The organism is Pseudomonas sp. UBA4617, from assembly GCF_002386445.1.
GTDB lineage: Bacteria > Pseudomonadota > Gammaproteobacteria > Pseudomonadales > Pseudomonadaceae > Aquipseudomonas.
Map to the genome: position 1 here is coordinate 174,044 of NZ_DGIR01000026.1, position 26,877 is coordinate 200,920.

Sequence of the window (26,877 nt, forward strand, 5' to 3'; positions counted from 1 at the left end):
TTACATGCGCTCCAGGGTTTCCAGGCCGAGCAGTTCCAGACCTTGCTTGAGGGTGCGGCCAGTCAGGGCTGCCAGGCGCAGACGGCTCTGCTGCTGCTCTGCAGTTTCGGCGGCGAGGATCGGGCAGTTCTCATAGAAACCGGAGAACAGCCCGGCCAGGTCGTACAGGTAGCTGCACAGCACATGCGGCGTGCCCTTGTCGGCCACGTTGTTGAGGATTTCGCCAAACTGCGCCAGGCGCGCGGCCAGGTCCTGTTCGTGAGGTGCCTGCAGCACGATGTTGCCTTCGACTTCGTCAAAGCCCTTGCCCAGCTTGCGGAACACGCCGGCCACACGGGTGTAGGCGTACAGCAGGTAAGGCGCGGTGTTGCCTTCGAAGTTGAGCATCAGCTCGAAGTTGAAGCTGTAGTCACTGGTGCGGTGCTTGGACAGGTCGGCGTACTTCACTGCGCCGATGCCCACCACTTCACCGATGCGGCGCAGTTCCTCGTCGGCCAGGCTTGGGTTCTTTTCCTTGACCAGCGCGTAGGCGCGCTCCTTGGCCTCGGTGAGCAGGTCGATCAGCTTCACGGTGCCGCCGTCACGGGTCTTGAACGGGCGACCGTCGGCGCCGTTCATGGTGCCGAAGCCCATGTGTTCCATCTGCATCGGGTGGCCGACGAAGCCTGCGCGGCGCGCGACTTCGAACACCTGGTTGAAGTGCAGGGCCTGGCGCTGGTCAACGAAGTACAGGGCGCGGTCGGCCTTGAGCACGTTGCTGCGGTAGCGCACGGCGGCCAGGTCGGTGGTGGCGTACAGGTAGCCGCCGTCGGCCTTCTGCACGATCACCGGCAGTGGCTCGCCCTCGCTGTTCTTGAATTCCTCGAGGAATACGCACTGGGCGCCCTGGTCTTCGACCAGCATGCCCTTGGCCTTGAGGTCGGCTACCACGTTGGCCAGGTCGGCGTTGTAGGCGCTCTCGCCCATCACGTCGGCCATGGTCAGCTTGACGTTGAGCAGCTCGTAGGTCTTCTGGCAGTGCGACAGCGAGATGTCCTTGAAGCGTGTCCACAACGCCATGCAGTCCGGGTCGCCAGCCTGCAGCTTGACCACCAGGCCGCGTGCCCGGGTGGCGAACTCTTCGGATTCGTCGAAGCGTTTCTTGGCGGCACGGTAGAAGTTTTCCAGGTCCGACAGCTCGTCGCTGGTGATCGGGTTTTCTTCCAGGTAGGCCAGCAGCATGCCGAACTGGGTACCCCAGTCGCCTACGTGGTTCTGGCGGATCACCTCGTCGCCGAGGAATTCGAGCACGCGCGCCACGCTGTCGCCGATGATGGTCGAACGCAGGTGGCCGACGTGCATTTCCTTGGCCAGGTTGGGTGCCGACATGTCGATCACCACCTTTTGCGCTGGGCCGGCCTTGTGTGCCCCCAGGTGGGCATCGGCCAGCGCGGCATCCAGGCGGTTGGCCAGGGCGGCAGTGTTCTGGAAGAAGTTGAGGAAGCCGGGGCCGGCGATCTCGACCTTGCTGATGTCGGTGCTGGCGGGCAGGGCATCGATCAGTTTTTCCGCGAGGTCGCGCGGTTTCATGCCGGCCGGCTTGGCCAGCATCATGGCGATGTTGCTGGCGAAGTCGCCATGGGTCTTGTCCCGGGCGTTTTCCACCTGGATCGCCGGCGACAGCCCTTCAGGCAGCACACCGTCGGTGACGAGTTGGGTGAGGGCTTGCTGGATCAGCTGGCGAATGGTGTCTTTCATGGGGATCTCTTTTCGACCGCAAGCGCGGTGGAGCGCTTCGATGCGCAGGTGGAAAAACTGGATATTATCCGTGGCCGGGAGCAGGTTGCCAACCTTTGGGCCGCAAAGCGGAGCTGGTTTCAGTAAAGGTCTACCGGGTCGACATCCAGTGACCAGCGTACCTGGCGCCCGCTCGGTATTTGCTCCAACACTAGCAACCAGGCGCTGATCAGTCGATGCAAAGGCGCGCGGGTATTGGCCTGTAGCAACAGTTGCGCGCGGAAGCGCCCGGCCCGCCGCTCCATCGGGGCCGGCACCGGCCCCAGCAGCTCGATGCCTGCCAGGCCCTGCTCGGCTACCAGACGCTCGGCGGCGGCGCAGGCCTCGTCGAGGAAACCTTCGGCCTGCCCTGGCCGGTGTGCTTCGGCGCGCAGCAGCGCCAGGTGCGAGTAGGGCGGCAGCCCTGCCGCCCGGCGCTCTTGCAGGGCCTGCTCGGCAAAGGCGAAGTAGCCCTGTTCGGTCAGTTGCACCAGCAGGGGATGGTCGGCCAGGTGGGTCTGGATGATGACCTTGCCAGGCTCTTCGGCACGCCCGGCACGCCCGGCCACTTGCACGATCAGCTGTGCCATGCGCTCGCTGGCGCGGAAATCGCCGGAGAACAGCCCGCCATCGGCATCAAGGATCGCCACCAGGGTCACCCGTGGGAAGTGGTGGCCCTTGGCGAGCATCTGCGTGCCGACAAGAATGCTCGGTTGGCCGCGCTGGATGGTGCTGAACAGGTTGTGCATGGCGTCCTTGCGTGCCGTGCTGTCGCGGTCCACGCGCAGGATCGGGTAATCCGGGAACAGCACCTTGAGGCGCTCTTCGGCCCGCTCGGTACCGGCGCCAACCGGGCGCAGGTCGACATGGCTGCATTGCGGGCACTGGTGCGGCAGGCGTTCGTCATAACCGCAATGGTGGCAGCGCAGCACGCCGGAGCGTTGGTGCACGGTCATGCGCGCATCGCAGCGCGGACACTCCGACAGCCAGCCGCAGTCGTGGCACAGCAAGGTCGGGGCAAAACCGCGGCGATTGAGGAACACCAGCACCTGCTGGCCCGCCTCCAGTGTCTGCCGGATGGCCTGCTGCAACGGGCCGCTGATGCCACTGTCCAGCGGCAAGCTCTTGACGTCCAGGCGCAGCATGCGCGGTGGCCGGGCGCCGCCGGCGCGCTGGTTCAGGCGCAACAGGCGGTAGCGCCCGTTGAGGGCGTTATGCAGGGTTTCCAGTGACGGTGTGGCCGAGCCGAGCAGGATCGGGATGTTTTCCTGGCGGGCGCGCACCAGCGCCAGGTCGCGGGCGTGGTAGCGCAGGCCTTCCTGCTGTTTATAGGAACCGTCATGTTCTTCGTCGATGATGATCAGGCCAGGGTTTTTCATCGGCGTGAACAACGCCGAGCGGGTACCGATGATGATGTCCGCTTCACCGTCCCGTGCCGCCAGCCAGGCGTCCAGGCGCTCGCGGTCGTTCACCGCCGAATGCAGCAGGGCGATGCGGGCATTGAAACGCTGCTCGAAGCGCGCCAGGGTCTGCGGGCCGAGGTTGATCTCCGGAATCAGCACCAATGCCTGTTTGCCGGCTTCCAGGGTTTCCCGGATCAATTGCAGGTAGACCTCGGTCTTGCCGCTGCCGGTCACGCCAGCCAGCAGGAACGCCGCGAAGCCGCCGAAGCCTTCGCGCACGGCATCAAAGGCCTCGCGTTGCTCTTCGTTGAGCGGTAGCTCAGGTTGCGCCAGCCAGTGTTCGTGGCGCAACGCCGGGAGGTGGCGGCGCACCTCGATCTGCACCAGGTCCTTGGCCAGCAGCAGGTCGAGGCTGTCCTTGTTCAGGTTGAGTTTGGCCAGCAGGCTGTGGGCCACGCCGTGCGGGTGCTGGGCCAGGGTCTTGAGGGCGTCGCGCTGGCGTGGGGCACGGGCGATGCGCGGGTCTTCCAGGCGGGCGCCGGGGGCGACATGCCAGAAGCGCTCCTGGCGCATCTCGGCCGGTTCGCCCTGGCGCAGCAGCGTTGGCAGGGCCCAGCTCAGGGTGTCGCCCAGGCTGTGCTGGTAGTACTGGGCGGTCCACAGACACAGCTTGAACAGCGATGGCGGGATCGGTGACACCGGGTCGAGCAGGGCGCTGGCCGGTTTCAGCTTGTCTGCCGGCACCTCGCTGCGCTCACAGACCTCTACCAGCACGCCGATCATTTCGCGGCGGCCGAATGGCACGCGAACACGCATGCCCGGAGTCAAGGCCTGGCGCGCCATGCTCGCCGGTGCCTTGTAGTCGAACAGGCGACGCAGCGGGGAGGGCAGGGCAAGGCGCAGAATGACGTCGGACACGCGGAAAGTCTCGGAGGGCGTTTCAAGAACTGGCGAGCCTAGCAGACGACGGTCGGTGCAAGCGACAACTTGCACTGGCGCAGCGCTCTGGTATTATTCGCCGCCTAATTACGTGCGGTATTCAACAATTGGTGTTGGGTGGCGGCACGCAGCTCGAGGAAGTGACCATGAAAGCAGATATTCATCCGAACTACGAAGTAGTTGCAGTCACCTGCAGCTGCGGCAACAAGTTCGAAACTCGTTCGACCCTGGGCAGCACCCTGGCGATCGACGTTTGCAACCTGTGCCACCCGTTCTACACCGGTAAGCAGAAAGTTCTGGACACCGGTGGTCGCGTACAGAAGTTCGCCGATCGCTTCGGTATGTTCGGTACCAAGAAGTAATCATGCGCATGGCGAACCCCTCGGGTTTCGCATTGCTGCAAAAAAGGGCGCCCCTCGTGGGCGCCTTTTTTATGGCTGTCGTCTGGCACTTTCCGGCCCAGGCGTTCTGCTTGCTGCCGGACAGGCCTCAGCAGGTGGCGGTGCGCCAGGTGGTGGACGGCGATACCTTGCGTCTGGTCGACGGTCGCAGCGTGCGGCTGATAGGCATCAATGCCCCGGAGATCGGTCGCAACGGGCGTAGCAGCGAACCCTATGCGGAGGCCGCCAGGCGGCGCCTGCAGGTATTGGTCAAGGCCAGTGACGGGCGAGTCGGTCTGGTGCCTGGCATCGACAGCAAAGACAAGTACGGCCGAACCTTGGCGCATATCTATTCCAGCAATGGCGACAATCTGGCAGCGCAATTGCTCGGAGAGGGCTTGGGCTATCGGGTGGCGGTTGCCCCCAATGTGCGCCTCAGTGCTTGCCACCAGCTTGCCGAGCAGGCGGCGCGCAAGGCTGGCGCCGGCCTGTGGCGACGCTCGCCAGTGCTGCGTGCCGAACAGGTGCGGCAGTCCGGTTTCGCCGTTGTCGCTGGCCGTATCGAAGCTGTGCAGCGCAACCGTGGCGGAGTTTGGCTGAACCTGGACGATGCCGTGGTGCTGCAGGTTCCCGCTCGTCTGCTACGCAACTTCCCCGCCGGCTTCTTCGATAACCTCAAGGGACGCCAAGTCGAAGCGCGTGGCTGGGTGCTGGATCGTTCCCGCAAGGGCGGCCTCAAGCCAGGGCAGCGGCGCTGGCTGTTGTCATTGACCGATCCAGGCATGTTGGAGCGTATTTCAGGCTAAAAGTTGTAGACATTTCGCTATTGGATTGTACACACTGTGGACCGTATGCCCCGTGGGTTATAGCGTAAAGTCGTAGGCTAAAGGCCTTGACACAAGTGACCGGCCAGTCTTGTGGCTACCCGGCTCTTTGCGTATCCTCGGCGGTCCGTCAGAACAGTAAACAGCGGAATGCCCACCATGTCAGACCTGAAAACCGCCGCTCTCGATTATCACGCCCAACCTCGTCCGGGGAAACTGAGCGTCGAACTTTCCAAGCCCACTGCCACCGCACGTGACCTCGCCCTGGCCTACAGCCCAGGCGTTGCAGAGCCCGTGCGCGAAATCGGCCGTGATCCGGAGCTGGCTTACAAATACACCGGCAAGGGCAACCTGGTTGCGGTGATTTCCGATGGCACTGCCATCCTCGGTCTGGGCGACCTCGGCCCGCTGGCCTCCAAGCCGGTCATGGAAGGTAAAGGCGTACTGTTCAAGCGTTTCGCCGGTATCGACGTGTTCGACATCGAAGTGGAGTCGGAAAGCCCACAGGCATTCATCGACACCGTTCGCCGTATTTCGATCACCTTCGGTGGTATCAACCTTGAAGACATCAAGGCCCCTGAGTGCTTCGAAATCGAGCGCACCCTGATTGAGCAATGCGACATCCCGGTGTTCCACGATGACCAGCACGGTACCGCCATCGTCACCGCGGCCGGCATGATCAACGCCCTGGAAATCGCCGGCAAGAAACTGGAAGACGCCAAGATCGTCTGCCTGGGTGCTGGTGCTGCTGCCATCTCCTGCATGAAGCTGCTGGTGAGCATGGGCGCCAAGGTCGAGAACATCTACATGATCGACCGCAGCGGCGTGATCCACGCGGGCCGCGACGACCTCAACCAGTACAAGGCGCAGTTCGCCCACGCGACCGACAAGCGCACCCTGGCTGACGCCCTCAACGGTGCCGACGTGTTCGTAGGCCTGTCGGGCCCGAACTTGCTGAGCGCCGAAGGTCTGAAGTCGATGGCTGCCAACCCGATCGTGTTCGCCTGCTCGAACCCGGACCCGGAAATCTCGCCGGAGCTGGCGCACGCCACCCGCAGCGACGTGATCATGGCTACTGGCCGTTCCGACTACCCGAACCAGGTCAACAACGTACTGGGCTTCCCGTTCATCTTCCGCGGTGCCCTGGACGTGCGCGCCAAGCGCATCAACGAAGAAATGAAGATCGCTGCCGCTATCGCCCTGAAGGACCTGGCCAAGCTGCCAGTGCCGAAGGAAGTCTGCGAAGCCTATGGCGTCGAAGGCCTGGAGTTCGGTCGTGAGTACATCATTCCGAAGCCGCTGGACGCCCGCCTGATCACCGTCGTTTCCGACGCTGTGGCCAAGGCCGCCATCGAATCCGGCGTCGCTACCCTGCCGTATCCGAAGCACTACCCGCTGAAGAGCGTGGATGACGTGTTCAACGGCTGATTGCAGCTGAGCGAAACAAGAAAGCCCCGGCTCGCATGAGCCGGGGCTTTTTGTTTGCCGCTGTCCCGATGAGTGCGGTCCTGCAGGGGGGGGCTGCTTCAGAACAGATCCATTGGTGCCGCTTCATCCGCTGGCAGCGGGCTGCCCGGCGCCGCTCCGGTGCCCAGTTCGTCCACCGAAGGCGGCGAATCCTCGGCCTTGAACAGCTCGAAGTAGGCATTCGGCGTGCTTGGCGAGGCAGCCCGACCGCTGACCGGATCGACGCGCAGGCTGAGGATGCCCTCCGGCTCTGCGGGCGGATGTTCAGGCTTGTCCTTGAGTGCCGCCCCCATGAAGCTCATCCAGATCGGGAGTGCCGCCGTGCCGCCGTATTCGCGACGACCAAGGGTTTCGGGCTGGTCGAAGCCGACCCACACGGTGGTCACGTAGTCGGCGTTGTAGCCGGAGAACCAGGCGTCCTTGGACTCGTTGGTGGTACCGGTCTTGCCGGCCAGGTCGGTACGGCCCAGCGCCAGCGCCCGGCGACCGGTGCCGCGCTTGATCACATCCTGCAGCATGCTGGTGAGGATGTAGGTGGTACGCCCGTCGATGATCTGTTCGGCCACGGCTGGCGCCTGCGGTGCAGCTGCCACCTGGCTGAAGGCGGGCGCTTCACCCGGCATGGCTGCGGTACTGATCGGCTGTTCAGGCGCCGCCAGGCCGGCGTGGTCCTCGGCGCCTTGCGGTACCCGCGCCGGGTTGGCGGTGAACAGGGTCTCGCCGCTGCGGCTCTCGATGCGCTCGATCAGGTACGGGGTAACCTTGTAGCCGCCGTTGGCAAAGGTGCTCCAGCCGGTGGCAATTTCCATCGGGGTCAGCGTAGCGGTGCCCAGGGCCAGCGACAGGTTGCGCGGCAGGTCCTGTTTGTTGAAGCCGAACTTGGCAATGTAGTCGATGGTGCGGTCCACGCCCATGGCTTGCAGCAGGCGGATCGACACCAGGTTACGTGACTTGTAAAGGGCCTCGCGCATGCGGATAGGGCCAAGGAAGGTGTTGGTGTCGTTCTTCGGTCGCCAGACCTTGTCCAGGTACTCGTCAACGAACACGATCGGAGCATCGTTGACCAGGCTGGAAGCGGTATAACCGCTATCCAGGGCGGCACTGTAGATGAACGGTTTGAAGCTGGAGCCCGGCTGGCGCTTGGCCTGCATGGCGCGGTTGTAGTTGCTCTGCTCGAACGAGAAGCCGCCAACCAGCGCGCGGATGGCACCGCTGTAAGGGTCGAGGGTGACCAGCGCACTCTGGGCCCCAGGTACCTGGCTGAATTTGAGCTTGCCATCCTCCAGGCGCTGGACACGTACCAGGTCGCCGACCTGGGCTACATCTGCCGGTGACTGCGGCGAGCGGCCCTGAGCATTGCTGTTGATGAAGGGGCGGGCCCATTTCATGGTGTCCCAGGCCACCAGTTCTTCCTGGCCGCTACGGGTCAGCACCTTGACGCCAGTCTTTTCGACCTGGGTGACAATGGCCGGCTCCAGACCCCCTAACGTGCGCTGCTTGCCCAGTTCCTGCAGCCAGGCCGCCTGGGTGCGGCCCGGGAAGCGTGCTTCCGGCCCGCGGTAGCCGTGGCGCTCGTCATACTCGGAAAGACCGTTGAGGATGGCCTTGTTGGCCATTTCCTGCATGTCACTGGGCACCGTGGTGGTGACGCGGAAGCCTTCGGTATAGGCCTCGCTGCCGTAACGACCGACCATTTCGGCGCGGGCCATTTCCGCGATATAGGGTGCGTTCACTTCCGGTGCGGGCACGTGATAGCTGGCATTCAACGGCTCGGCCAGGGCGGCCTGGTAGCTGGCTTCGTCGATCTTGCCCAGCTTGTACATGCGGCCGAGGATCCAGTCGCGGCGCTCCTTGGCGCGCACCGGGTTGGCCAGCGGGTTGAAGCGCGACGGGGCCTTGGGCAGCCCGGCAATCATCGCCATCTGCGCCAGGCTCACATCGCGAATCGACTTGCCGTAGTACACCTGCGCGGCGGCATCGATACCGTAGGCGCGGTTGCCCAGGTAGATCTTGTTCACGTAGAGCTCGAGGATCTCGTCCTTGGTCAGCTCACGTTCGATCTGCAGGGCCAGCAGGATCTCGTTGGTCTTGCGCGAGAAACTGCGTTCGCTGGTGAGGAAGAAGTTCTTCGCCACCTGCATGGTGATGGTGCTGCCGCCGGTCTGGATATGCCCGGTTTTTACCAACTGGGTCGCGGCGCGCATCAGGCTGCTGGGGTCGACACCGTAGTGATTGAGGAAATTGTCGTCCTCGGCTGACAGAAGCGCCTGGATGAATTGTGGGGGGATTTCCGCGAAGCGGATCGGCGAGCGGCGCATTTCGCCGAACTCGGCAATCAGCTTGCCGTCGCTGCTGTACACCCGCAGGGGGATCTGCAACTGGATGCTTCTAAGCGAATCGACCGAGGGCAGGCTGGGGCTAAGATACAGAAACGCACCGCTCACACCGAGTACGAGCGCGCAGATGACTGCGACGGAAGACCACCAGAAGAACTTCAGCAAGCGTATCAAGGCTTTTCGGTGTCCAGGTTGGGAGTGGATTGCACGCGGGTCCGGCGGACCAAAAAACGCTGGGCATTATAAGCATTTTTTAGCCTCTCCGGGTTACCGGTCAGGCTGCCCGTCGCCTCGAGGCGACGGCGCGGCCCGGTCTTTGCGGGGTTGCTACAGATAGCTGCGGCTACGACAAGGAAGCCATGATGCTAGGACGCTTCGGCAAGAATGCGGGTTCACTCGTGGGGGTGGAAATAGCCCCTGATACTGTTCGTGTCGTGCAACTGCAGCGGCGTGGCCGGCGCTACCGGGTGCATGCCTCGGCGCAGGAACCGTTCGAGCCGCCAATTGGCAACGATTGGCTGGCAGAGCCCGTGGCAGTGGTGGCCGCCTTGCGGCGCGCCTGGCGCCGCAGCGGCCTGGGGCAACGCCGAGTCGCGCTGGCGCTGCCGGCCAACCTGGTGATTTGCAAGCTGTGCCAGCTTCCAGCGGGCCAGGATGAGGCGGAAATGGAGGCGCAGTTGCTGGCTGACGCAGAGCGGCTGTTTCCTTTTCCGTTGGAAGACCTTGCCCTGGATTTCCAGGTCATCGGAGGCTCCGGCGTTCAGCCAGGTTGCGTCGAGGTAATGGTGGCTGCATGTCGGCAGAGTGCGATGACGCCCCTCGAAGCCATCGTCGACGAGGCGGGGTTGCAGTTGGAGGCCGTGGAAATCGACAGCATCGCCTTGTGCCGCCTGTTGCCAGGTAGCGAGGCCAAGACAGCAGCGCTGCTGCGTATCGAAGCGCACGGCGCGACGCTTTATGACTGGCAGCCGGGGCGGCTGCACCAGCGCCGGGACCTGCAAGTGGCTGGAGCGGGTATGAAAGAACGGTTGCCCGAGTGCCTGCACGCGCTGTTTGCCGATGGGCCCCGGCCCGCGGGCCTGTGGCTTGTCAGTAGTACCCCGATCGACCCGGGCTGGCTGCAAAGCCTGAGCGCCCGGCTGCACATGCCTTGTCGGCATCTGCCCGGCCTGGCTGGGCTTGAGCACGTCGATGGCTCGATGATCCTGGCATGCGGCCTGGCGCTTGGCGGGTTGCAGCCATGATGCGGCTGAACCTGCTGCCCTGGCGCGAACGGCAGCGCCAGGCCGCACTCCGCCGTTTTCGCCGACAGCTGGTCGCTGGCGCACTGTTGGCCCTTTGCGCGGTGACGCTGGTCGACCAGCTGGCCCGCCAGCGCGGCGAGCACCTGGCCCTTGCCAATAGCCAGCGCGAGGCAGCCATTGGCCTGTTGAATGAACAGCTGCAGCCGCTGGCCGATGTGCGGGAGCGGCATGAAACCCTGCTCGCCCGCGCGATGTCACTGGAAAGCTTGCGCGCCAACCAGGATGTACTCGCCGACGTGTTCGCGGACCTTGAGGCTGCGTTGCCACAAGGCATTCAGTTGCTCGATCTCAGCCTTGAAAGCGGCCGCCTGCAGGTAACGGGGCTGGCCACGTCGGGTGCCGTGGTCGCGCAGTTCATGCGCGACCTGGAGCGCTCAAGTGCATTGCTCGACCTGGAACTCAAGCGCATGAGAAGCCTGCCGGGCGGCGATGAGTTTCTGCTGAGTGCGCGTGTTTCGGCGTTCTGGTCATGAATGCAGCGAAGCTGCTGGCCTGGCTGACTGCGGTCGGCCGTACCAACCGTTTCAGGCAACTGGCGCCAGTTCTGCTGGCCGTGGCGCTCTTTGGCCTGGGGTGCATGATCCGCCTGCCGGCGCCGTTGCAGCAGCAGGCGCACGAGGCAGCCCGGCACGTCGGGTTGACCGAGCAACACGCCGCCAGCGCCGCGCGGGTTTACGAGCTGGAGCAACTGCGGACGTCCGTGGCGCTTGCCGAGCAACGTTTGAAGGAGGCTCAGTGGCAGCTGGCGGCTGGCGAGGGCATGAGTGATCTGCTCGACCGCCTGGCGGCACTGGGGCAGGCCCACGGTCTGCTCATCGAGCAGGTCGTCGTGCTGGAAGGCGAACAACAGGCCGGCTTTCGTCGGGTACCTCTGGAGCTGCAGCTTGTGGGGCGTTACACGGCCTTGCGCCAATGGCTGGGCGACTGGCTGGGGCAGGCGCGAGTGCTGCGCGGCGATTACCTGCGGCTGGTGGCAGCCGATGGCCTGCTGCGCCTTCAGTTGCGGGTTGATACCTATCAGGCACTGGTGCCCACGTCAGCACCCGCCGTGCTGGCGCGGATGCCGGCCAGGGCTGCTACACCAGTGCCTGCGATCGACCCGTTCGCCCCAGGGGCGTCGCGGCTGCCGAGCGACGGGCTGGCCAGCGTGCCGCTGGCCCAGTTGGAAATGGTCGGCAGTCTGTCGCGCGGCGCCACTCACGAAGCGCTGCTGAGGGTGGCTGGCAGGCTCTACCGTGTGCGCCTGGGTGACCGGGTGGGGCGTGACCAGGGCGTAGTGACGCAGATCGACCCGCGTCAGGTCGAGGTGCGCGAAAGGCTGTTCATGGCGGGGGGCTGGCACGAGCGCACGGCCTTCCTCACCCTCGCAAAGCGCCTGGGCAAGGAGGCCCCGGAACAGAATGAAACGAGTGAAGAAGTTGGGGCTGGCAGCCCTGCTGTCGATCCCGCTGGCGTCGGCCACGCCATACCAGGGTGAGCCGCTGTCGCTGAACTTCCAGGATGTGGAGGTCCGCGCGGTGTTGCAGGTGCTGGCAGATTATGCCGGCGTCAACCTGGTGGCCAGCGATGCCGTGCAGGGCAATGTCACCTTGCGCCTGCAGGACGTGCCTTGGGACCAGGCGCTTGATCTGGTGCTGCGTAGCAGGGGGTTGGCCCGACGCCAGGAAGGCAATGTATTGCTGGTGGCGCCTGCGTCCGAGCTTGCCACGCAATCGCTCGATACCCGCGTGGAGCAGGCGCTGGAGGCGCAACTGCAGCCGTTGCGCCGGGAGCTGCTGCCCATCCACCATGCCAAGGCCGCCGAGCTGGCGGAGTTGCTGTTGGCGAGCCTGGCTGATGACGGCATTGGGCGCGGCAGCCTGAGTGTCGATGAGCGCACCAACACGCTGGTGGTGCATCAGCCGGCCGAGCGCCTTGGCGAATTGCGGCAACTGGTGGCGCAGCTGGATGTACCGGTACGTCAGGTAGTGATCGAGGCACGTATCGTCGAGGCCAACGTTGATTACGAGAAGAGCCTCGGCGTGCGCTGGGGCGGGCCGCTTTACCTGGAGGGCCCGCAACCGGGCAAAGACCTGTTCGTCGACCTCGGGCTGGAGCGTGCCGGCAGCAGCATCGGCCTCGGCCTGCTGCGCGGGGGTGTGCTGCTCGACCTCGAACTCAGCGCCATGGAAAAGAGTGGCAATGGGGAGATCATCTCGCAGCCCAAGGTGGTCACGGCCGACAAGGAGACCGCCAGGATCCTCAAGGGCACCGAGGTGCCTTATCAGGAAACCAGCCAGAGCGGCGCCACCTCGGTCGCGTTTCGCGAAGCCTCGTTGTCGCTGGAGGTGACCCCGCAGATCACCCCGGACAACAAGGTGATCATGACCGTCAGGGTGACCAAGGACGAGCCGGATTACGTCAACGCACTGAACAATGTGCCGCCGATTCGCAAGAACGAGGTCAATGCCAAGGTGCGCGTGATGGATGGCGAAACCATCGTGATCGGCGGCGTGTATTCGACTTCGCAAAACAATGTGGTCGACAAGGTGCCATTTTTCGGCGATCTGCCGTATGTTGGGCGGCTGTTTCGACGCGATGCATTACAAGAGAAAAAATCCGAGCTGCTGGTCTTCCTGACTCCGCGTATCATGAGTGACCAGGCGATTGCTGTGAGTCGTTGATTCTGTGCGAAATTTGATACTTGTGGGACCCATGGGTGCTGGTAAAAGCACCATCGGACGCCTATTGGCCAAAGAGCTGCGCCTGCTGTTCAAGGATTCCGACAAGGAAATCGAACTGCGCTGCGGCGCCAACATCCCGTGGATTTTCGACAAGGAAGGCGAGCCGGGTTTTCGTGACCGCGAACAGGCGATGATCGCCGAGCTGTGCGCACTCGACGGCGTGGTTCTGGCAACCGGCGGCGGTGCGGTGATGCGCGAAGCCAATCGTCAGGCGTTGCGCCGGGGGGGGCGGGTGATCTACCTGCATGCCTCGGTGGAACAACAGGTTGGCCGTACCGCGCGCGACCGCAATCGCCCCCTGCTGCGCACGGCCAATCCCGAGGCAACCTTGCGTGCCCTGCTGGAGACCCGCGACCCGCTTTACCGCGAAATCGCCGACCTGGTGGTGGAAACCGACGAGCGGCCACCGCGCATGGTGGTGATCGACATTCTCGAACGCTTGCAGCAGTTGCCGCCCCGGTAGCCCGGGACTATTCTCGGCCACCAGCGCCGAGGCGAGCTTGAACGTTACCGCGTGGCGCCGTCGCGAAGGCGCCGCGCTCAAGTACATTGTGGGGATACATGCAGACACTTAAGGTCGACCTGGGCGAGCGTAGCTACCCGATCTACATTGGCGAAGGCCTGCTGGACCAGCCCGAGTTGCTGGCCCCGCATATTGCCGGGCGGCAGGTTGCCATCGTTTCCAACGAAACCGTCGCGCCCCTGTATCTCCAACGCCTGAGCAAGACCCTGGGTGCCTATTCGGTACTGCCGGTGGTGTTGCCCGATGGCGAAGCCCACAAGAACTGGGAAACCCTGCAACTTATCTTCGATGGCCTGCTGACGGCGCGACACGATCGCCGTACCACCGTGGTCGCCCTGGGTGGCGGCGTGATCGGTGACATGGCCGGGTTCGCCGCGGCCTGCTACCAGCGCGGTGTCGACTTCATCCAGGTCCCGACCACCCTGTTGTCTCAGGTCGATTCATCGGTAGGCGGCAAGACCGGCATCAATCACCCGCTGGGCAAGAACATGGTCGGTGCCTTCTATCAGCCCAATGCAGTGCTGATCGATACCACCAGCCTCAAGACCCTGCCGGCACGTGAACTGTCCGCAGGGCTGGCGGAAGTGATCAAGTATGGCCTGATCTGCGACAAGCCCTTCCTCGCCTGGCTCGAAGACAATATGCAGGCGCTGCGTGCCCTCGACCCGACGGCGCTGACCGAAGCCATCCGCCGTTCCTGCGCAGCCAAAGCCGCAGTGGTAGGTGCTGACGAACGCGAGTCAGGCGTACGGGCCACGTTGAACCTGGGGCATACCTTCGGGCATGCCATCGAGACCCACATGGGCTACGGCGTGTGGCTGCACGGCGAAGCCGTTGCGGCTGGCACGGTGATGGCCCTGGAAATGTCCATGCGCCTTGGCTGGATCAACCAGGCCGAGCGCGATCGCGGAATCCGCCTGTTGCAGGACGCAGGTTTGCCGGTGGTGCCACCACAGGAAATGACCCCGGCGCATTTCATGGAGCACATGGCGGTCGACAAGAAGGTGCTCGACGGCCGTCTGCGTCTGGTGCTGCTGCGCCAGATGGGCGAGGCCGTAGTTACCGACGACTATCCGAAAGAGATACTACAGGCCACGTTGTCGGCGGATTACCGCGCGATCGTGGCCCAGCTTTGAGGTTGTGACAGCGCAATGACCAGTTTGCATGCCGATGAGGCCTTTCTCGACCATTACCAGTTGAGCCACGATCCGTTCGCACCCCGCGTGCCCGGTTTCAAGTTCTTCCCGGCCCAGCGCAAGCCCGTGCTCGGCCAGTTGCATCACCTGGCGCGTTACAGCCAATTGATGCTTGTGGTCAGCGGTCCGCTGGGCAGCGGCAAGACCCTGCTGCGCCAAGCCCTGGTGGCCAGCACCAACAAGCAGGCAGTGCAGAGCGTCGTGGTGTCTGCCCGCGGTGCCAGCGACGCGGCCAGTGTCCTTGGCCAGGTCGCACAGAGCCTGGATGTGGCGCAGCCGGAAGTGCCGGCAATCCTGGCCAAGGTGGTGCAGTTGGCACTGACCGGCCAGGAAGTGTATTTGCTGGTGGACGATGCGGAACAACTCGACGAGTCGGCACTCCAAGCGTTGCTGGAATTGGCCGCAGGCGTACCGGAGGGGCGCCCGCATGTGTTCCTGTTCGGTGAACCTTCGCTGATTGCCGGGCTGGATGAGCTGAATATCGAGGAAGAACGCTTCCACATCATCGAGCTCGCCCCCTACAGTGAAGAAGAAACCCGCGAGTACCTTGAGCAGCGCCTGGAAGGGGCTGGCCGGGGCATCGAGGTGTTCACCCGCGAACAGATCGTCGATATCCATGAAAACTCTGACGGTTGGCCTGGCAACATCAACCAGGTCGCCCGTGACACTTTGATCGAAGCCATGATCGCCAGCCGCTCGACGGCCAAGCGACCATCCATGGGGTTCAAGATGCCTAAAAAACACGTGCTCGCGTTGTCCGCTGTGGTCGTGGTCGCCGTAGCGGCCGCGGTATTGATGCCCAGGAAAGGCGACAAGGCGCCCGCCGAAGCGCCCGTCGCCCAGGCACAGCTGCCGCTGGGTGAAGGCCAGGGCAACGGTGGCAACCCGGCCATCGAGTTCTCGGGTTCGTCCCAGCCGATGCCGCTACCACTGGTTGGCCAGTCGCAGCCGGTGATGCGCGAGCCGCTGGCCCAGGCTGCCGGCATGGGCGAGGGCGAAGAGGGCAGCCCGGCCGGTGATACCGCGCTGCAGCCTGGCAACCCGCCGCCTACCGTGACCACCATCGCGCCACCGCAGGGTGCGCAGGCGGGCCCGGCGCCAGTACCTGCCCAGCCTGTCGCTATTGCGCCGGCCCAGCCGGTACAGCCACAGCCGGTTGCGCCTGAGCCTAAGCCTGTCGCAACCCAGCCTGCCAAGCCGGTTGCGCCAGCCAAGCCAGCCCCGGCGCCGACCCAGGTTGCCGTGGCCAAGCCAGCTGCCAAGCCTGCCGAGAAGCCAGCTGTGGGTGGCAATGGCAACGGTGGCTGGTACGCCGGGCAGAAGCCGGGCAACTACGTGGTGCAGATCCTTGGTACCAGCTCCGAAGCGTCGGCCCAGGCCTTCGTCAAGGCCCAGGGTGGCGACTATCGCTACTTCAAGAAAAACCTCCAGGGCAAACCGCTATACGTCGTCACTTACGGCAACTTTGCCAACCGTGACGCGGCGGTTGCGGCAATCAAGAACTTGCCAGCGAAGGTCCAGGCTGGTAAACCTTGGCCACGTACCGTCGGCAGCGTTCAACAAGAGCTTGCCACGGCTCGCTGATTACCTTCCGGGCGGCAACACCCCGCTGCCCAGTTGCTAAGCGATTACAGAACTTCGACTAGCCTGCTGCGCCTGAGCGCGGCAGGCTTTTCTGTCCCAGGCTGCCGGCCAAAAGCCTCACTTGCAGTCATGGCTGAAACGCTTCAGACTCGAGCCAAGCCGCTATCACGGCGCATGGCGTAAAACATTCAAAATTGCGACATGAATTTTCAATGGTGAGACATGAAAATTTGTGAGCATCGCTGTCGCTGTGCAACAATGGTTTTCCATGGCCACCGCAAAAAGCTGGCGTTTGATCGGCGTGGATGGTAAGTGGTTGTTAAAAAAGAGATTTACCTCCGTTGAGAGGTGAACCTGGTGAGAATGTGTCTATGAAAACAGGTCTGTACCATCCCGAAGAATTCAAGGACAACTGTGGTTTTGGCCTGATCGCCCACATGACGGGTGAACCGAGCCACCACCTTCTGCAAACCGCCATGCAGGCACTGACTTGCATGACCCACCGCGGCGGTATCAACGCCGACGGCAAGACCGGGGACGGTTGCGGTCTGCTGATGCAGAAGCCCGATCAGTTCCTGCGCGCCGTGGCCCAGGAACATTTCGCCGTCGAGCTGCCCAGGCAGTACGCTGTCGGCATGGTGTTCTTCAACCAGGACCCGGTCAAAGCCGAAGCCGCCCGTGCCAACATGGACCGCGAAATCCTCGCAGCCGGCCTCAAGCTGGTCGGCTGGCGCAAGGTGCCGATCGACACCAGCGTGCTCGGCCGCCTGGCCCTGGAGCGCCTGCCACAGATCGAGCAGGTGTTCATCGGCGGCGAAGGCCTGAGCGACCAGGAATTTGCCATCAAGCTGTTCAGTGCCCGTCGCCGTTCGTCCGTGGCCAACGCCCATGACGCCGACCACTACATCTGCAGCTTCTCGCACAAGACCATCATCTACAAAGGCCTGATGATGCCGCGCGATCTGGCGGCGTTCTATCCGGACCTGGGTGACGAGCGCCTGCAAACCGCGATCTGCGTGTTCCACCAGCGCTTCTCCACCAACACCTTGCCGAAATGGCCGCTGGCACAGCCATTCCGCTTCCTCGCTCACAACGGCGAGATCAACACCATCACTGGCAACCGCAACTGGGCCATGGCCCGTCGCACCAAGTTCGCCAACGACCTGATCCCCGACCTCGAGGAGCTTGGCCCGCTGGTCAACCGCGTCGGTTCCGACTCCTCTAGCATGGACAACATGCTCGAGCTGATGGTTACCGGTGGTATCGACCTGTTCCGTGGCGTGCGCATGCTGGTGCCGCCAGCCTGGCAGAACGTCGAGACCATGGACGCCGACCTGCGCGCCTTCTACGAATACAACTCCATGCACATGGAACCGTGGGACGGCCCGGCCGGTATCGTCATGACCGAGGGCCGCCACGCGGTGTGCCTGCTCGACCGCAACGGCTTGCGCCCGGCGCGCTGGGTGACCACCAAGAACGGCTACATCACCCTGGCGTCGGAAATCGGCGTATGGGACTACAAGCCAGAGGACGTCATCGCCAAAGGCCGTGTCGGCCCTGGCCAGATCTTCGCCGTCGACACCGAAACCGGTCAGATCCTCGACACCGATGCGATCGACAACCGCCTGAAGTCGCGCCACCCGTACAAGCGCTGGCTGCGTCAGCACGCCACGCGCATCCAGGCCACGCTGACCGACGACCAGGGTGTGGCCAGCTACGACGCCGATCAGCTCAAGCAGTACATGAAGATGTTCCAGGTCACCTTCGAAGAGCGTGACCAGGTGCTACGCCCGCTCGGTGAGCAGGGCCAGGAAGCGGTCGGCTCGATGGGTGACGACACGCCGATGGCCGTGCTGTCGCAGCGCGTGCGCTCGCCGTACGACTTCTTCCGCCAGCAGTTCGCCCAGGTGACCAACCCGCCGATCGACCCGCTGCGTGAAGCGATCGTCATGTCGCTGGAAATCTGCCTCGGCGCCGAACGCAACATCTTCCAGGAATCCCCGGAGCACGCTTCGCGGGTGATCCTCAGCTCGCCGGTCATCTCGCCTGCCAAGTGGCGCTCGCTGATGAACCTGGAGCGCGAAGGCTTCGACCGCCAGCTGATCGACCTCAACTATGAAGAGAGCGTCGGCCTGGAAGCGGCCATCCGCAACATCGCCGACCAGGCTGAAGAAGCGGTGCGCAGCGGCAAGACCCAGCTGGTGCTGAGCGACCGCTACATCGCCCCGGGCAAGTTGCCGGTGCATGCCTCGCTGGCCGTTGGCGCGGTGCATCACCGCCTGACTGAACAGGGCCTGCGTTGCGACAGCAACATCCTGGTGGAGACTGCCACGGCCCGCGACCCGCACCACTTCGCCGTGCTGCTGGGCTTCGGTGCCTCGGCCGTGTACCCGTACCTGGCCTACGAAGTGCTGGCCGACCTGATCCGCACCGGCGAAGTGCTGGGTGACCTGGATGAAGTCTTCAAGTACTACCGCAAGGGCATTTCCAAGGGCCTGTTGAAGATCCTGTCGAAGATGGGTATCTCGACCATCGCCTCGTACCGCGGTGCACAGCTGTTCGAAGCCATCGGCCTGTCCGAGGAAGTGGTTGGCCTGAGCTTCAAGGGCGTGTCCAGCCGCATCAAGGGTGCGCGTTTCGAAGACCTTGAAAGCGACCAGAAACTGCTGGCTGCCGAGGCCTGGAGCGCGCGCAAGCCGATCCAGCAAGGCGGCCTGCTGAAGTTCGTCCACGGAGGCGAATACCACGCCTACAACCCGGACGTGGTCAACACCCTGCAGGCTGCCGTGCAGCAGGGCGACTACGCCAAGTTCAAGGAATACACCACGCTGGTCGACCAGCGCCCGGTATCGATGATCCGCGACCTGCTGAAGGTGAAGGTGGCTGAGCAGCCGCTGCCGCTGGAGCAGATCGAGCCGCTGGAGGCCATCCTCAAGCGCTTCGACTCCGCTGGTATTTCGCTGGGCGCATTGTCGCCAGAGGCGCATGAGGCGTTGGCCGAGGCCATGAACCGCCTGGGTGCGCGCTCCAACTCCGGTGAGGGCGGTGAAGACCCTTCGCGCTATGGCACTATCAAGAGTTCGAAGATCAAGCAGGTAGCCACTGGTCGCTTTGGCGTGACCCCGGAATACCTGGTCAACGCCGAAGTGCTGCAGATCAAGGTCGCCCAGGGTGCCAAGCCCGGTGAGGGTGGCCAGCTGCCAGGCGGCAAGGTCAACGGCCTGATCGCCAAGCTGCGCTACGCGGTGCCGGGTGTGACCCTGATTTCGCCACCACCGCACCATGACATCTATTCGATCGAAGACCTGGCCCAGCTGATCTATGACCTCAAGCAGGTCAACCCGCAGGCCCTGGTGTCGGTCAAGCTGGTGGCTGAAGCAGGCGTCGGCACCATCGCCGCCGGTGTGGCCAAGGCCTATGCGGACTTGATCACCATCTCCGGCTACGACGGTGGTACCGGTGCTTCGCCGCTGACCTCGATCAAGTACGCTGGCGCCCCGTGGGAGCTGGGCCTGGCCGAAACCCATCAGACCCTGCGCGGCAACGACCTGCGTGGCAAGGTCCGGGTACAGACCGACGGCGGCCTGAAAACCGGCCTGGACGTGATCAAGGCGGCCATTCTCGGCGCCGAGAGCTTCGGCTTCGGTACCGCACCGATGATCGCCCTGGGCTGCAAGTACCTGCGCATCTGCCACCTGAACAACTGCGCTACCGGCGTTGCCACCCAGAACGACAAGCTGCGCAAGGACCACTACATCGGCACCGTCGACATGGTGATCAACTTCTTCACCTTCGTCGCCGAGGAAACCCGTGAATGGCTGGCCAAACTGGGCGTGCGCAGCCTGGGCGAGCTGATCGGGCGTACCGACCTGCTCGATGTACTGCCAGGCGACACCGAGCGCCAGCAGTACCTCGACCTGTCGCCGCTGCTGGGTAGCGCGCATATCCCGGCGGACAAGCCGCAGTTCTGTGAAGTCGACAGGAACCCGCCGTTCGACCAGGGCGAGCTGGCCGAGAAGATGGTTGAAATGGCCATGCCGGCTATTCGCGACCAGGCCGGTGGTGAGTTCAGCCTCGACATCTGCAACTGCGACCGCTCCATTGGTGCGCGTGTATCGGGCGAAATCGCCCGCCTGCACGGCAACCAGGGCATGGCCGCGGCGCCGATCACCTTCCGCTTCAAGGGCACTGCGGGCCAGAGCTTTGGCGTGTGGAACGCCGGTGGCCTGAACCTGCATCTGGAAGGCGACGCCAACGACTACGTCGGCAAGGGCATGACCGGTGGCAAGGTCACCATCGTGCCGCCAGCCGGCAGCCCGTTCGAAACCCAGCACAGCGCCATCGTCGGCAACACCTGCCTGTACGGAGCGACTGGCGGCAAGCTGTTCGCCGCCGGTACCGCGGGCGAGCGCTTCGCTGTGCGTAACTCTGGCGCCCACGCTGTTGTCGAGGGTACTGGCGATCACTGCTGTGAATACATGACCGGCGGCTTTGTCTGCGTCCTGGGCAAGACCGGTTACAACTTCGGTTCTGGCATGACTGGCGGCTTCGCCTACGTGCTCGACATGGACAATACCTTCGTCGACAAGCTCAACCACGAACTGGTGGAAATCCAGCGGATCAGTGGTGAAGCGATGGAGGCCTATCGCAGCCACCTGGCGCGGGTCCTTGCCGAGTACGTAGAGGAGACCGGCAGCGAGTGGGGGCGTGAGCTCTCGGAGAACCTGGACGACTACGTGCGGCGCTTCTGGCTGGTCAAGCCAAAGGCGGCCAACCTGAAGCATCTGCTGTCCAGCACCCGTGCCAACCCGCAGTAACAACAGCTGCAAGTGACGGCCCCGTGCGCGGGGCCTGTCGTGCTCAAGTGATCGTCTTGCAGCTTGCAGCCTGAGGCTGGCAACTGCGGTAAAGAGGTTTTGAAAAATGGCTGAACGTCTGAACAACGACTTCCAGTTCATCGAAGTGGGCCGCAAGGACCCAAAGAAAAAGCTGCTGCGCCAGCGCAAGAAGGAGTTCGTGGAAATCTACGAGCCGTTCAAGCCGCAGCAGTCCGTGGAGCAGGCGCACCGCTGCCTGGGCTGCGGTAACCCGTATTGCGAATGGAAGTGCCCGGTCCACAACTTCATCCCCAACTGGCTGAAGCTGGTCTCCGAAGGCAATATCCTGGCGGCGGCCGAGCTGTCGCATCAGACCAACACCCTGCCGGAAGTGTGCGGCCGTGTATGCCCGCAGGACCGCCTGTGCGAGGGCGCCTGCACCCTCAATGACGGCTTCGGCGCGGTGACCATCGGCTCGGTCGAGAAGTACATCACCGACACCGCCTTCGCCATGGGCTGGCGCCCGGACATGTCCAAGGTCAAACCGACCGGCAAGCGCGTCGCCATCATTGGCGCTGGCCCGGCCGGCCTGGGCTGTGCCGACGTGCTGGTACGCGCTGGCGTGACCCCGGTGGTATTCGACCGTAACCCGGAAATCGGCGGCTTGCTGACTTTTGGCATTCCGGAGTTCAAGCTGGAAAAGACCGTGCTCAGCAACCGCCGTGAAGTGTTCACCGGCATGGGTATCGAGTTCCGCCTGAACACCGAGGTGGGCAAGGACGTGACCATGGAACAACTGCTGGCCGAGTACGACGCGGTATTCATGGGCATGGGCACCTACACCTACATGAAGGGTGGCTTCCCGGGTGAAGACCTGCCGGGTGTGCACGACGCGCTGGACTTCCTGATCGCCAACGTGAACCGCAACCTGGGCTTCGAGAAGTCGCCGGAAGATTTCGTCGACATGCAGGGCAAGAAGGTGGTGGTACTCGGTGGTGGTGACACCGCGATGGACTGCAACCGCACCTCGATCCGCCAGGGCGCCAAGTCGGTGACCTGTGCCTATCGCCGTGACGAGGCAAACATGCCGGGTTCGCGCCGTGAGGTGAAGAACGCCAAGGAAGAGGGCGTGAAGTTCCTGTACAACCGCCAGCCTATCGCCATTGTCGGCGAGGACAAGGTTGAAGGCGTGAAGGTGGTCGAGACCCGTCTCGGCGAGCCGGATGCCCGTGGTCGCCGTAGCCCCGAGCCGATCCCGGGTTCCGAAGAGATCCTGCCGGCCGATGCCGTTGTGATCGCCTTCGGCTTCCGCCCCAGCCCGGCGCCGTGGTTCGAGCAGCATGGTATTCAGCTGGACAGCCAGGGCCGAGTGGTGGCACCGGAGAAGGGCAAGTTCAAGCACCAGACCAGCAACCCGAAAGTGTTTGCCGGTGGCGACATGGTGCGCGGGTCGGACCTGGTGGTGACGGCTATCTTCGAAGGGCGTACGGCTGCCGAGGGTATCCTCGATTACCTCGAAGTCTGATCCATTGTCGGGGCCGCTTTGCGGCCCTTTCGCGGCACCAGGCCTCCGCTACCGGGGTCGCGTATATCCTGTAGTTGCGGCGTTGTGTCGCTATCACCAGCAAAGCAGCCTCAAAGGCATTTTTGTATACAAAATTCCTTGATCCATGGCATCCAATAGACAAAACGCATGGCCCCGGCCGTGCCTTTTGTGCTGGCGTCTGAGAAAATGCCCGCACTTTTTTTCCGGATGCCGACATGACTGCCCTGAAGAACGATCGTTTCCTGCGTGCACTGCTCAAGCAACCCGTGGACGTTACCCCAGTGTGGATGATGCGCCAGGCTGGCCGCTATCTGCCGGAGTACCGCGCCAGCCGCGCCAAGGCCGGTGACTTCATGAGCCTGTGCATGAACCCGCAGTTCGCCTGCGAGGTCACTCTGCAGCCGTTGGACCGCTACCCGCTGGATGCGGCGATCCTGTTCTCGGACATTCTCACCATCCCCGACGCCATGGGTTTGGGCCTGTACTTCGAAACCGGCGAAGGCCCGCGTTTCAAGAAGGTCATCAGCACCCCGGCCGATATCGAAGCGCTGCCGATCCCCGACCCGCAGAAAGACCTTGGCTACGTGATGGACGCGGTCAGCACCATCCGCCGCGAGCTCAATGGCCGCGTGCCGCTGATCGGCTTCTCCGGCAGCCCTTGGACCCTGGCCACATACATGGTCGAGGGCGGCTCGTCGAAGGACTTCCGCAAGACCAAAGCGATGGCCTACGACAACCCGCAGGCCCTGCACCTGCTGCTGCACAAGCTGGCCCAGTCGGTTACCAGCTACCTCAACGGCCAGATCCTTGCTGGCGCCCAAGCCGTGCAGATTTTCGACACCTGGGGCGGCAACCTGTCGGCGGCGGCATACCAGGAGTTTTCCCTGGCCTACATGCGCAAGATCGTCAGCGGCCTGATCCGCGAGCACGAAGGGCGGAAGGTGCCGGTGATCCTGTTTACCAAGAATGGCGGCCTGTGGCTGGAAAGCATCGCTGAAGCGGGCGCCGACGCGCTGGGCCTGGACTGGACCTGCGAGATTGGCGACGCTCGCCGCCGTGTGGGTGACAAGGTGGCGCTGCAGGGCAACATGGACCCGACCGTGCTGTACGCCAAACCCGAAGCCATCCGCAATGAAGTGGCGCGGATCCTGGCCAGTTACGGTCACGGTACAGGCCATGTGTTCAACCTGGGCCACGGCATCACCCCGGAAGTCGACCCGGAGCACGCTGGCGTGTTCATCAACGCCGTGCATGAGCTGTCGGCGCAATACCATCAGTGAGCTGGTCGCTGAAAGCCACAGCCCGGCCATGTGCCGGGCTTTTTCTTGCATTAAGTTTCAATTCAGCGATCGTCGCTAATCTGGTCCCATCGAAACTGGAACAGGACCTTATCCTCATGAAAACCCGCTACCTCGCCCTGATCTTCGCACCGCTGTTCAGCACCGCAGCCCTGGCGGCCAGCTACACCGGCCCCGGCGCCCAACCGGTCACCACTGTTGCCGCCGCCAACGATGCGGCCGATGACACCCCGGTGGTGTTGCAGGGCTTCGTGACCAAGAAGGTCAACAACGACGACAAGTACGAGTTCAAGGACAATACCGGCACCATCACCGTCGAGATCGATGACGAAGACCTGCCGCAGACGTCCTTCAATGAAAAGACCAAGGTCAAGCTGACCGGTGAGGTGGAGAAGCACCTGATGAGCCGGGAAGTGGATGTGGACATCGTCGAGATCATCAACTGATCCGACATTCTGGGGCTGCAAGACGGCCCCCGGGGTTCAGCTCGATTTAGGCGGTAGCTTGCTCAGGTAAAGCGCCACCAGCAACGCTACCGCCAGCAAGCTACCTATGAACAACCCGATGCCATTCCAGCCCCAATGGTGCCAGAACACCCCACCCGCGGTGCCCGCTACGCTCGACCCGGCGTAATAGCTGAACAGGTACAGCGACGAAGCTTGCCCCTTGGCTTTCAGCGCCCGCCGCCCGATCCAGCTGCTGGCAACCGAATGCGCGCCAAAGAAGCCGAAGGTGAACACCAGCATCCCCGCGATCACCATTACCAGCGGGCTGGCCAAGGTCATCAGCAAGCCGCTGGCCATCACCACGATACTGGCCCAGAACACTTTGCGCCGGCCTAGCTTGTCGGCCAGGGCGCCGACCTGCGCCGAGCTGTAGATGCCCGACAGGTACACCACCGACAGCAAGCCGACCAGCGCCTGGTTCATATGGTAGGGGCCGGCCAGCAGGCGGTAGCCGATGTAGTTGAACAGGGTGACGAAGGCACCCATCAGCAGGAAGGCTTCAAGAAACAGCCAGGGCAGGCCGGCATCCTTGAAGTGCATGACAAAGCCGTCCAGCAGGCTACGTGGGTTCATCGCCTGTGGGCGGAAGTTGCGCGATTCGGGCAGCACTTTCCAGAACACCAGCGCGGCTGCAAGGGCCAGGCCACCGATGGACAGCATCGCCGTGTGCCAACTGACGAAATCGATCAATACCCCCGTGATCAGGCGCCCGCTCATGCCGCCAATGGCATTGCCGCCAATGTACAAGCCCATGGCCAGGCCGATGTGCTGCGGGTGGATCTCCTCGCTCAGGTAGGTCATCGCCACTGCCGCCAGGCCGCTCAGGGACAGCCCGACCAGGGCACGGGTGGCCAGGACCAGTTCCCAACTTGGCATTACCGCGCTGGCCAAAGTGGAGAGGGCGGCACAGGCCAGGGCAAAGACCATCACCTGCTTGCGACCGATGCGGTCGGAAATGGGGCCGGTGATCAACAGGCCGAACGCCAGCATCGCCGTCGATACCGACAGCACCAGGCTGCTCTGCGCCGCGTTGATGGCAAATTCCTTCGACAGCAATGGCATCATCGGCTGCACGCAATACAGCAGCGCGAAGGTGGCGAAGCCGCCGCTGAACAAGGCCAGCACGGTTTTCATGAAAGCAGGCGTGCCCTTTTCGATCCACATTTCGTTCAAGGAGGCGGGTTCTGGCTCGGCGGGGAGGGGCGCTACAGCAGTTTTCACGGGTGGTGACCTCTGGTGCAATGAAAAAAAGCATATAGCTGGCTAATGATTAGATCCAATATATTGTTCGACCTATTTAAGATGTTTGGCGACTTGTTTGGAGCTGATATGGAACTGCGCCATCTGCGTTATTTCATCGCCGTTGCCGAAGAGCTGCACTTTGGTCGCGCCGCCCTCCAGCTAGGTATTTCGCAGCCGCCCCTGAGCCAGCAGATCCAGGCGCTGGAGCAGGAACTGGGCGCGCGGTTGTTCGAGCGCACCAACCGGCGGGTCGAGCTGAGCGAGGCGGGGCGATTGTTCCTCGACGAAGCCCGCCAGGTGCTGGCGCAGGTGGAAAAGGCCGCCGATGTGGCCCGGCGTGCGCAATTGGGCGAACTTGGCGAAATGAAGATCGGTTTCACTTCTTCAGCCCCTTTCACCTCGAAGATCCCCAAGGCCATCCATGCGTTCCGCCAGCGCTTCCCGGCGGTGCACCTGAACCTCAGGGAAATGAGCAGCCGCGATGTCGCCGAGGGGGTGTTCGATGAATCCATCGAGGTCGGGTTGATGCGGCCGATGCCCCTGCCGGAGGGGCTGGTCGCCACAGAGCTGTTCAGCGAGCCGCTGGTAGCGGTTATCAACGCATCGCACCCGCTGACCGAAGGCTCCGAGCATGGCGTGTACATGACGGCACTGGCCGATGAGCCGTTCGTGTTCTTCCCGCGCAGTTATGGCAGCGGCCTGCATGCGCAGCTCTTGAGCCTGGCGCGGCAGGCGGGCTTCAGCCCGCATTTTGCCCAGGAAGCGGGGGAAGCGATGACCATCATCGGGCTGGTGTCGGCGGGCTTGGGGGTTTCGGTACTGCCGGCATCCTTCCAGCGCATGCGCATCGAAGGCGTGGTATATCGCACCTTGCTCGATGACGGCGCGATGACGGCGGTGTGGCTGGTACAGCGTGAGCGCGGCAGGTCGGCAATGGCCAAGGCTTTCGCCGAGTTGGTCACCGGGCAGTCCTATGACTGACGACCTGCAGGTGTGAACGGCAAATGGCACTGGCCATTGCCGCGGCGCCGCCA

At 63.4% G+C, this 26,877-nt stretch carries 19 protein-coding genes; 15 read left to right on the top strand and 4 right to left on the bottom strand.

Going from position 1 to position 26,877, the window contains the following annotated elements; all coding sequences use genetic code 11:
* A complete protein-coding gene (gene argS, locus B4L76_RS11965; RefSeq protein WP_296232710.1) occupies positions 1–1,737 on the bottom strand; it encodes an arginine--tRNA ligase in 1,737 nt (578 codons plus the stop codon).
* Positions 1,738–1,856: 119 nt separating this feature from the next.
* Positions 1,857–4,076, bottom strand: a complete 2,220-nt coding sequence (locus B4L76_RS11970) for a primosomal protein N' (RefSeq protein ID WP_296232711.1) — start codon at positions 4,074–4,076, stop codon at positions 1,857–1,859.
* Between the two features lie 167 nt (positions 4,077–4,243).
* On the opposite strand from B4L76_RS11970, the gene rpmE reads away from it, so the two are divergent.
* The 3 genes from rpmE (at position 4,244) to B4L76_RS11985 (ending at position 6,729) form a co-directional block, all read left to right on the top strand.
* A complete protein-coding gene (gene rpmE, locus B4L76_RS11975) occupies positions 4,244–4,459 on the top strand; it encodes a 50S ribosomal protein L31 (RefSeq protein ID WP_003257833.1) in 216 nt (71 codons plus the stop codon).
* Positions 4,460–4,461: 2 nt separating this feature from the next.
* Positions 4,462–5,283, top strand: coding sequence for a thermonuclease family protein (locus B4L76_RS11980; protein WP_296232714.1), 822 nt, complete (start codon positions 4,462–4,464; stop codon positions 5,281–5,283).
* 177 nt (positions 5,284–5,460) lie between these two features.
* On the top strand, positions 5,461–6,729 hold the full coding sequence (locus B4L76_RS11985) for a malic enzyme-like NAD(P)-binding protein (RefSeq protein ID WP_296232715.1): 1,269 nt from the start codon (positions 5,461–5,463) through the stop codon (positions 6,727–6,729).
* Between the two features lie 98 nt (positions 6,730–6,827).
* On the opposite strand, the gene B4L76_RS11990 is transcribed toward B4L76_RS11985, so the two are convergent.
* The gene (locus B4L76_RS11990) at positions 6,828–9,278 is read right to left on the bottom strand and encodes a penicillin-binding protein 1A (RefSeq protein WP_296232717.1); all 2,451 of its coding nucleotides are present in this window, start codon (positions 9,276–9,278) and stop codon (positions 6,828–6,830) included.
* Between the two features lie 188 nt (positions 9,279–9,466).
* On the opposite strand from B4L76_RS11990, the gene pilM reads away from it, so the two are divergent.
* The 11 genes from pilM to B4L76_RS12045 all read left to right on the top strand — a co-directional run bounded on the left by pilM (position 9,467) and on the right by B4L76_RS12045 (position 24,541).
* Complete coding sequence (gene pilM, locus B4L76_RS11995; protein ID WP_296232818.1) at positions 9,467–10,348, top strand: type IV pilus biogenesis protein PilM; 882 nt, start codon at positions 9,467–9,469, stop codon at positions 10,346–10,348.
* Entirely contained in the window at positions 10,345–10,881 is a 537-nt protein-coding gene (locus B4L76_RS12000; protein WP_296232719.1) for a PilN domain-containing protein, read from the top strand. The genes pilM and B4L76_RS12000 overlap by 4 nt, the downstream gene beginning before the upstream one ends.
* Entirely contained in the window at positions 10,878–11,885 is a 1,008-nt protein-coding gene (locus B4L76_RS12005) for a pilus assembly protein PilP (RefSeq protein WP_296232721.1), read from the top strand. Before B4L76_RS12000 ends, B4L76_RS12005 begins: the two co-directional genes overlap by 4 nt.
* Entirely contained in the window at positions 11,809–13,071 is a 1,263-nt protein-coding gene (locus tag B4L76_RS12010) for a type IV pilus secretin PilQ (protein ID WP_296232723.1), read from the top strand. Before B4L76_RS12005 ends, B4L76_RS12010 begins: the two co-directional genes overlap by 77 nt.
* 4 nt (positions 13,072–13,075) lie before the next feature.
* The gene (gene aroK / locus B4L76_RS12015; RefSeq protein WP_225779590.1) at positions 13,076–13,594 is read left to right on the top strand and encodes a shikimate kinase AroK; all 519 of its coding nucleotides are present in this window, start codon (positions 13,076–13,078) and stop codon (positions 13,592–13,594) included.
* A gap of 98 nt (positions 13,595–13,692) precedes the next feature.
* Positions 13,693–14,790, top strand: a complete 1,098-nt coding sequence (gene aroB, locus B4L76_RS12020) for a 3-dehydroquinate synthase (RefSeq protein WP_296232725.1) — start codon at positions 13,693–13,695, stop codon at positions 14,788–14,790.
* A 15-nt stretch (positions 14,791–14,805) separates the two neighbouring features.
* Positions 14,806–16,434 (top strand): SPOR domain-containing protein, encoded by a 1,629-nt coding sequence (locus B4L76_RS12025; protein ID WP_296232727.1) that lies wholly within the window; start codon positions 14,806–14,808, stop codon positions 16,432–16,434.
* 371 nt (positions 16,435–16,805) lie between these two features.
* Positions 16,806–21,251 carry a glutamate synthase large subunit gene (gltB, locus tag B4L76_RS12030; protein WP_296232729.1) on the top strand — a complete coding sequence of 1,482 codons (4,446 nt, stop codon included), beginning with the start codon at positions 16,806–16,808 and terminating at the stop codon, positions 21,249–21,251.
* 106 nt (positions 21,252–21,357) lie between these two features.
* Complete coding sequence (locus tag B4L76_RS12035) at positions 21,358–22,776, top strand: FAD-dependent oxidoreductase (protein ID WP_013974599.1); 1,419 nt, start codon at positions 21,358–21,360, stop codon at positions 22,774–22,776.
* 236 nt (positions 22,777–23,012) lie between these two features.
* Complete coding sequence (gene hemE, locus B4L76_RS12040) at positions 23,013–24,077, top strand: uroporphyrinogen decarboxylase (RefSeq protein WP_296232732.1); 1,065 nt, start codon at positions 23,013–23,015, stop codon at positions 24,075–24,077.
* Between the two features lie 116 nt (positions 24,078–24,193).
* A complete protein-coding gene (locus B4L76_RS12045) occupies positions 24,194–24,541 on the top strand; it encodes a NirD/YgiW/YdeI family stress tolerance protein (protein WP_296232734.1) in 348 nt (115 codons plus the stop codon).
* A gap of 36 nt (positions 24,542–24,577) precedes the next feature.
* On the opposite strand, the gene B4L76_RS12050 is transcribed toward B4L76_RS12045, so the two are convergent.
* The gene (locus tag B4L76_RS12050; RefSeq protein ID WP_296232819.1) at positions 24,578–25,765 is read right to left on the bottom strand and encodes an MFS transporter; all 1,188 of its coding nucleotides are present in this window, start codon (positions 25,763–25,765) and stop codon (positions 24,578–24,580) included.
* Between the two features lie 165 nt (positions 25,766–25,930).
* On the opposite strand from B4L76_RS12050, the gene B4L76_RS12055 reads away from it, so the two are divergent.
* The gene (locus tag B4L76_RS12055) at positions 25,931–26,824 is read left to right on the top strand and encodes a LysR family transcriptional regulator (protein ID WP_296232735.1); all 894 of its coding nucleotides are present in this window, start codon (positions 25,931–25,933) and stop codon (positions 26,822–26,824) included.
* Positions 26,825–26,877 lie beyond the last annotated feature (53 nt).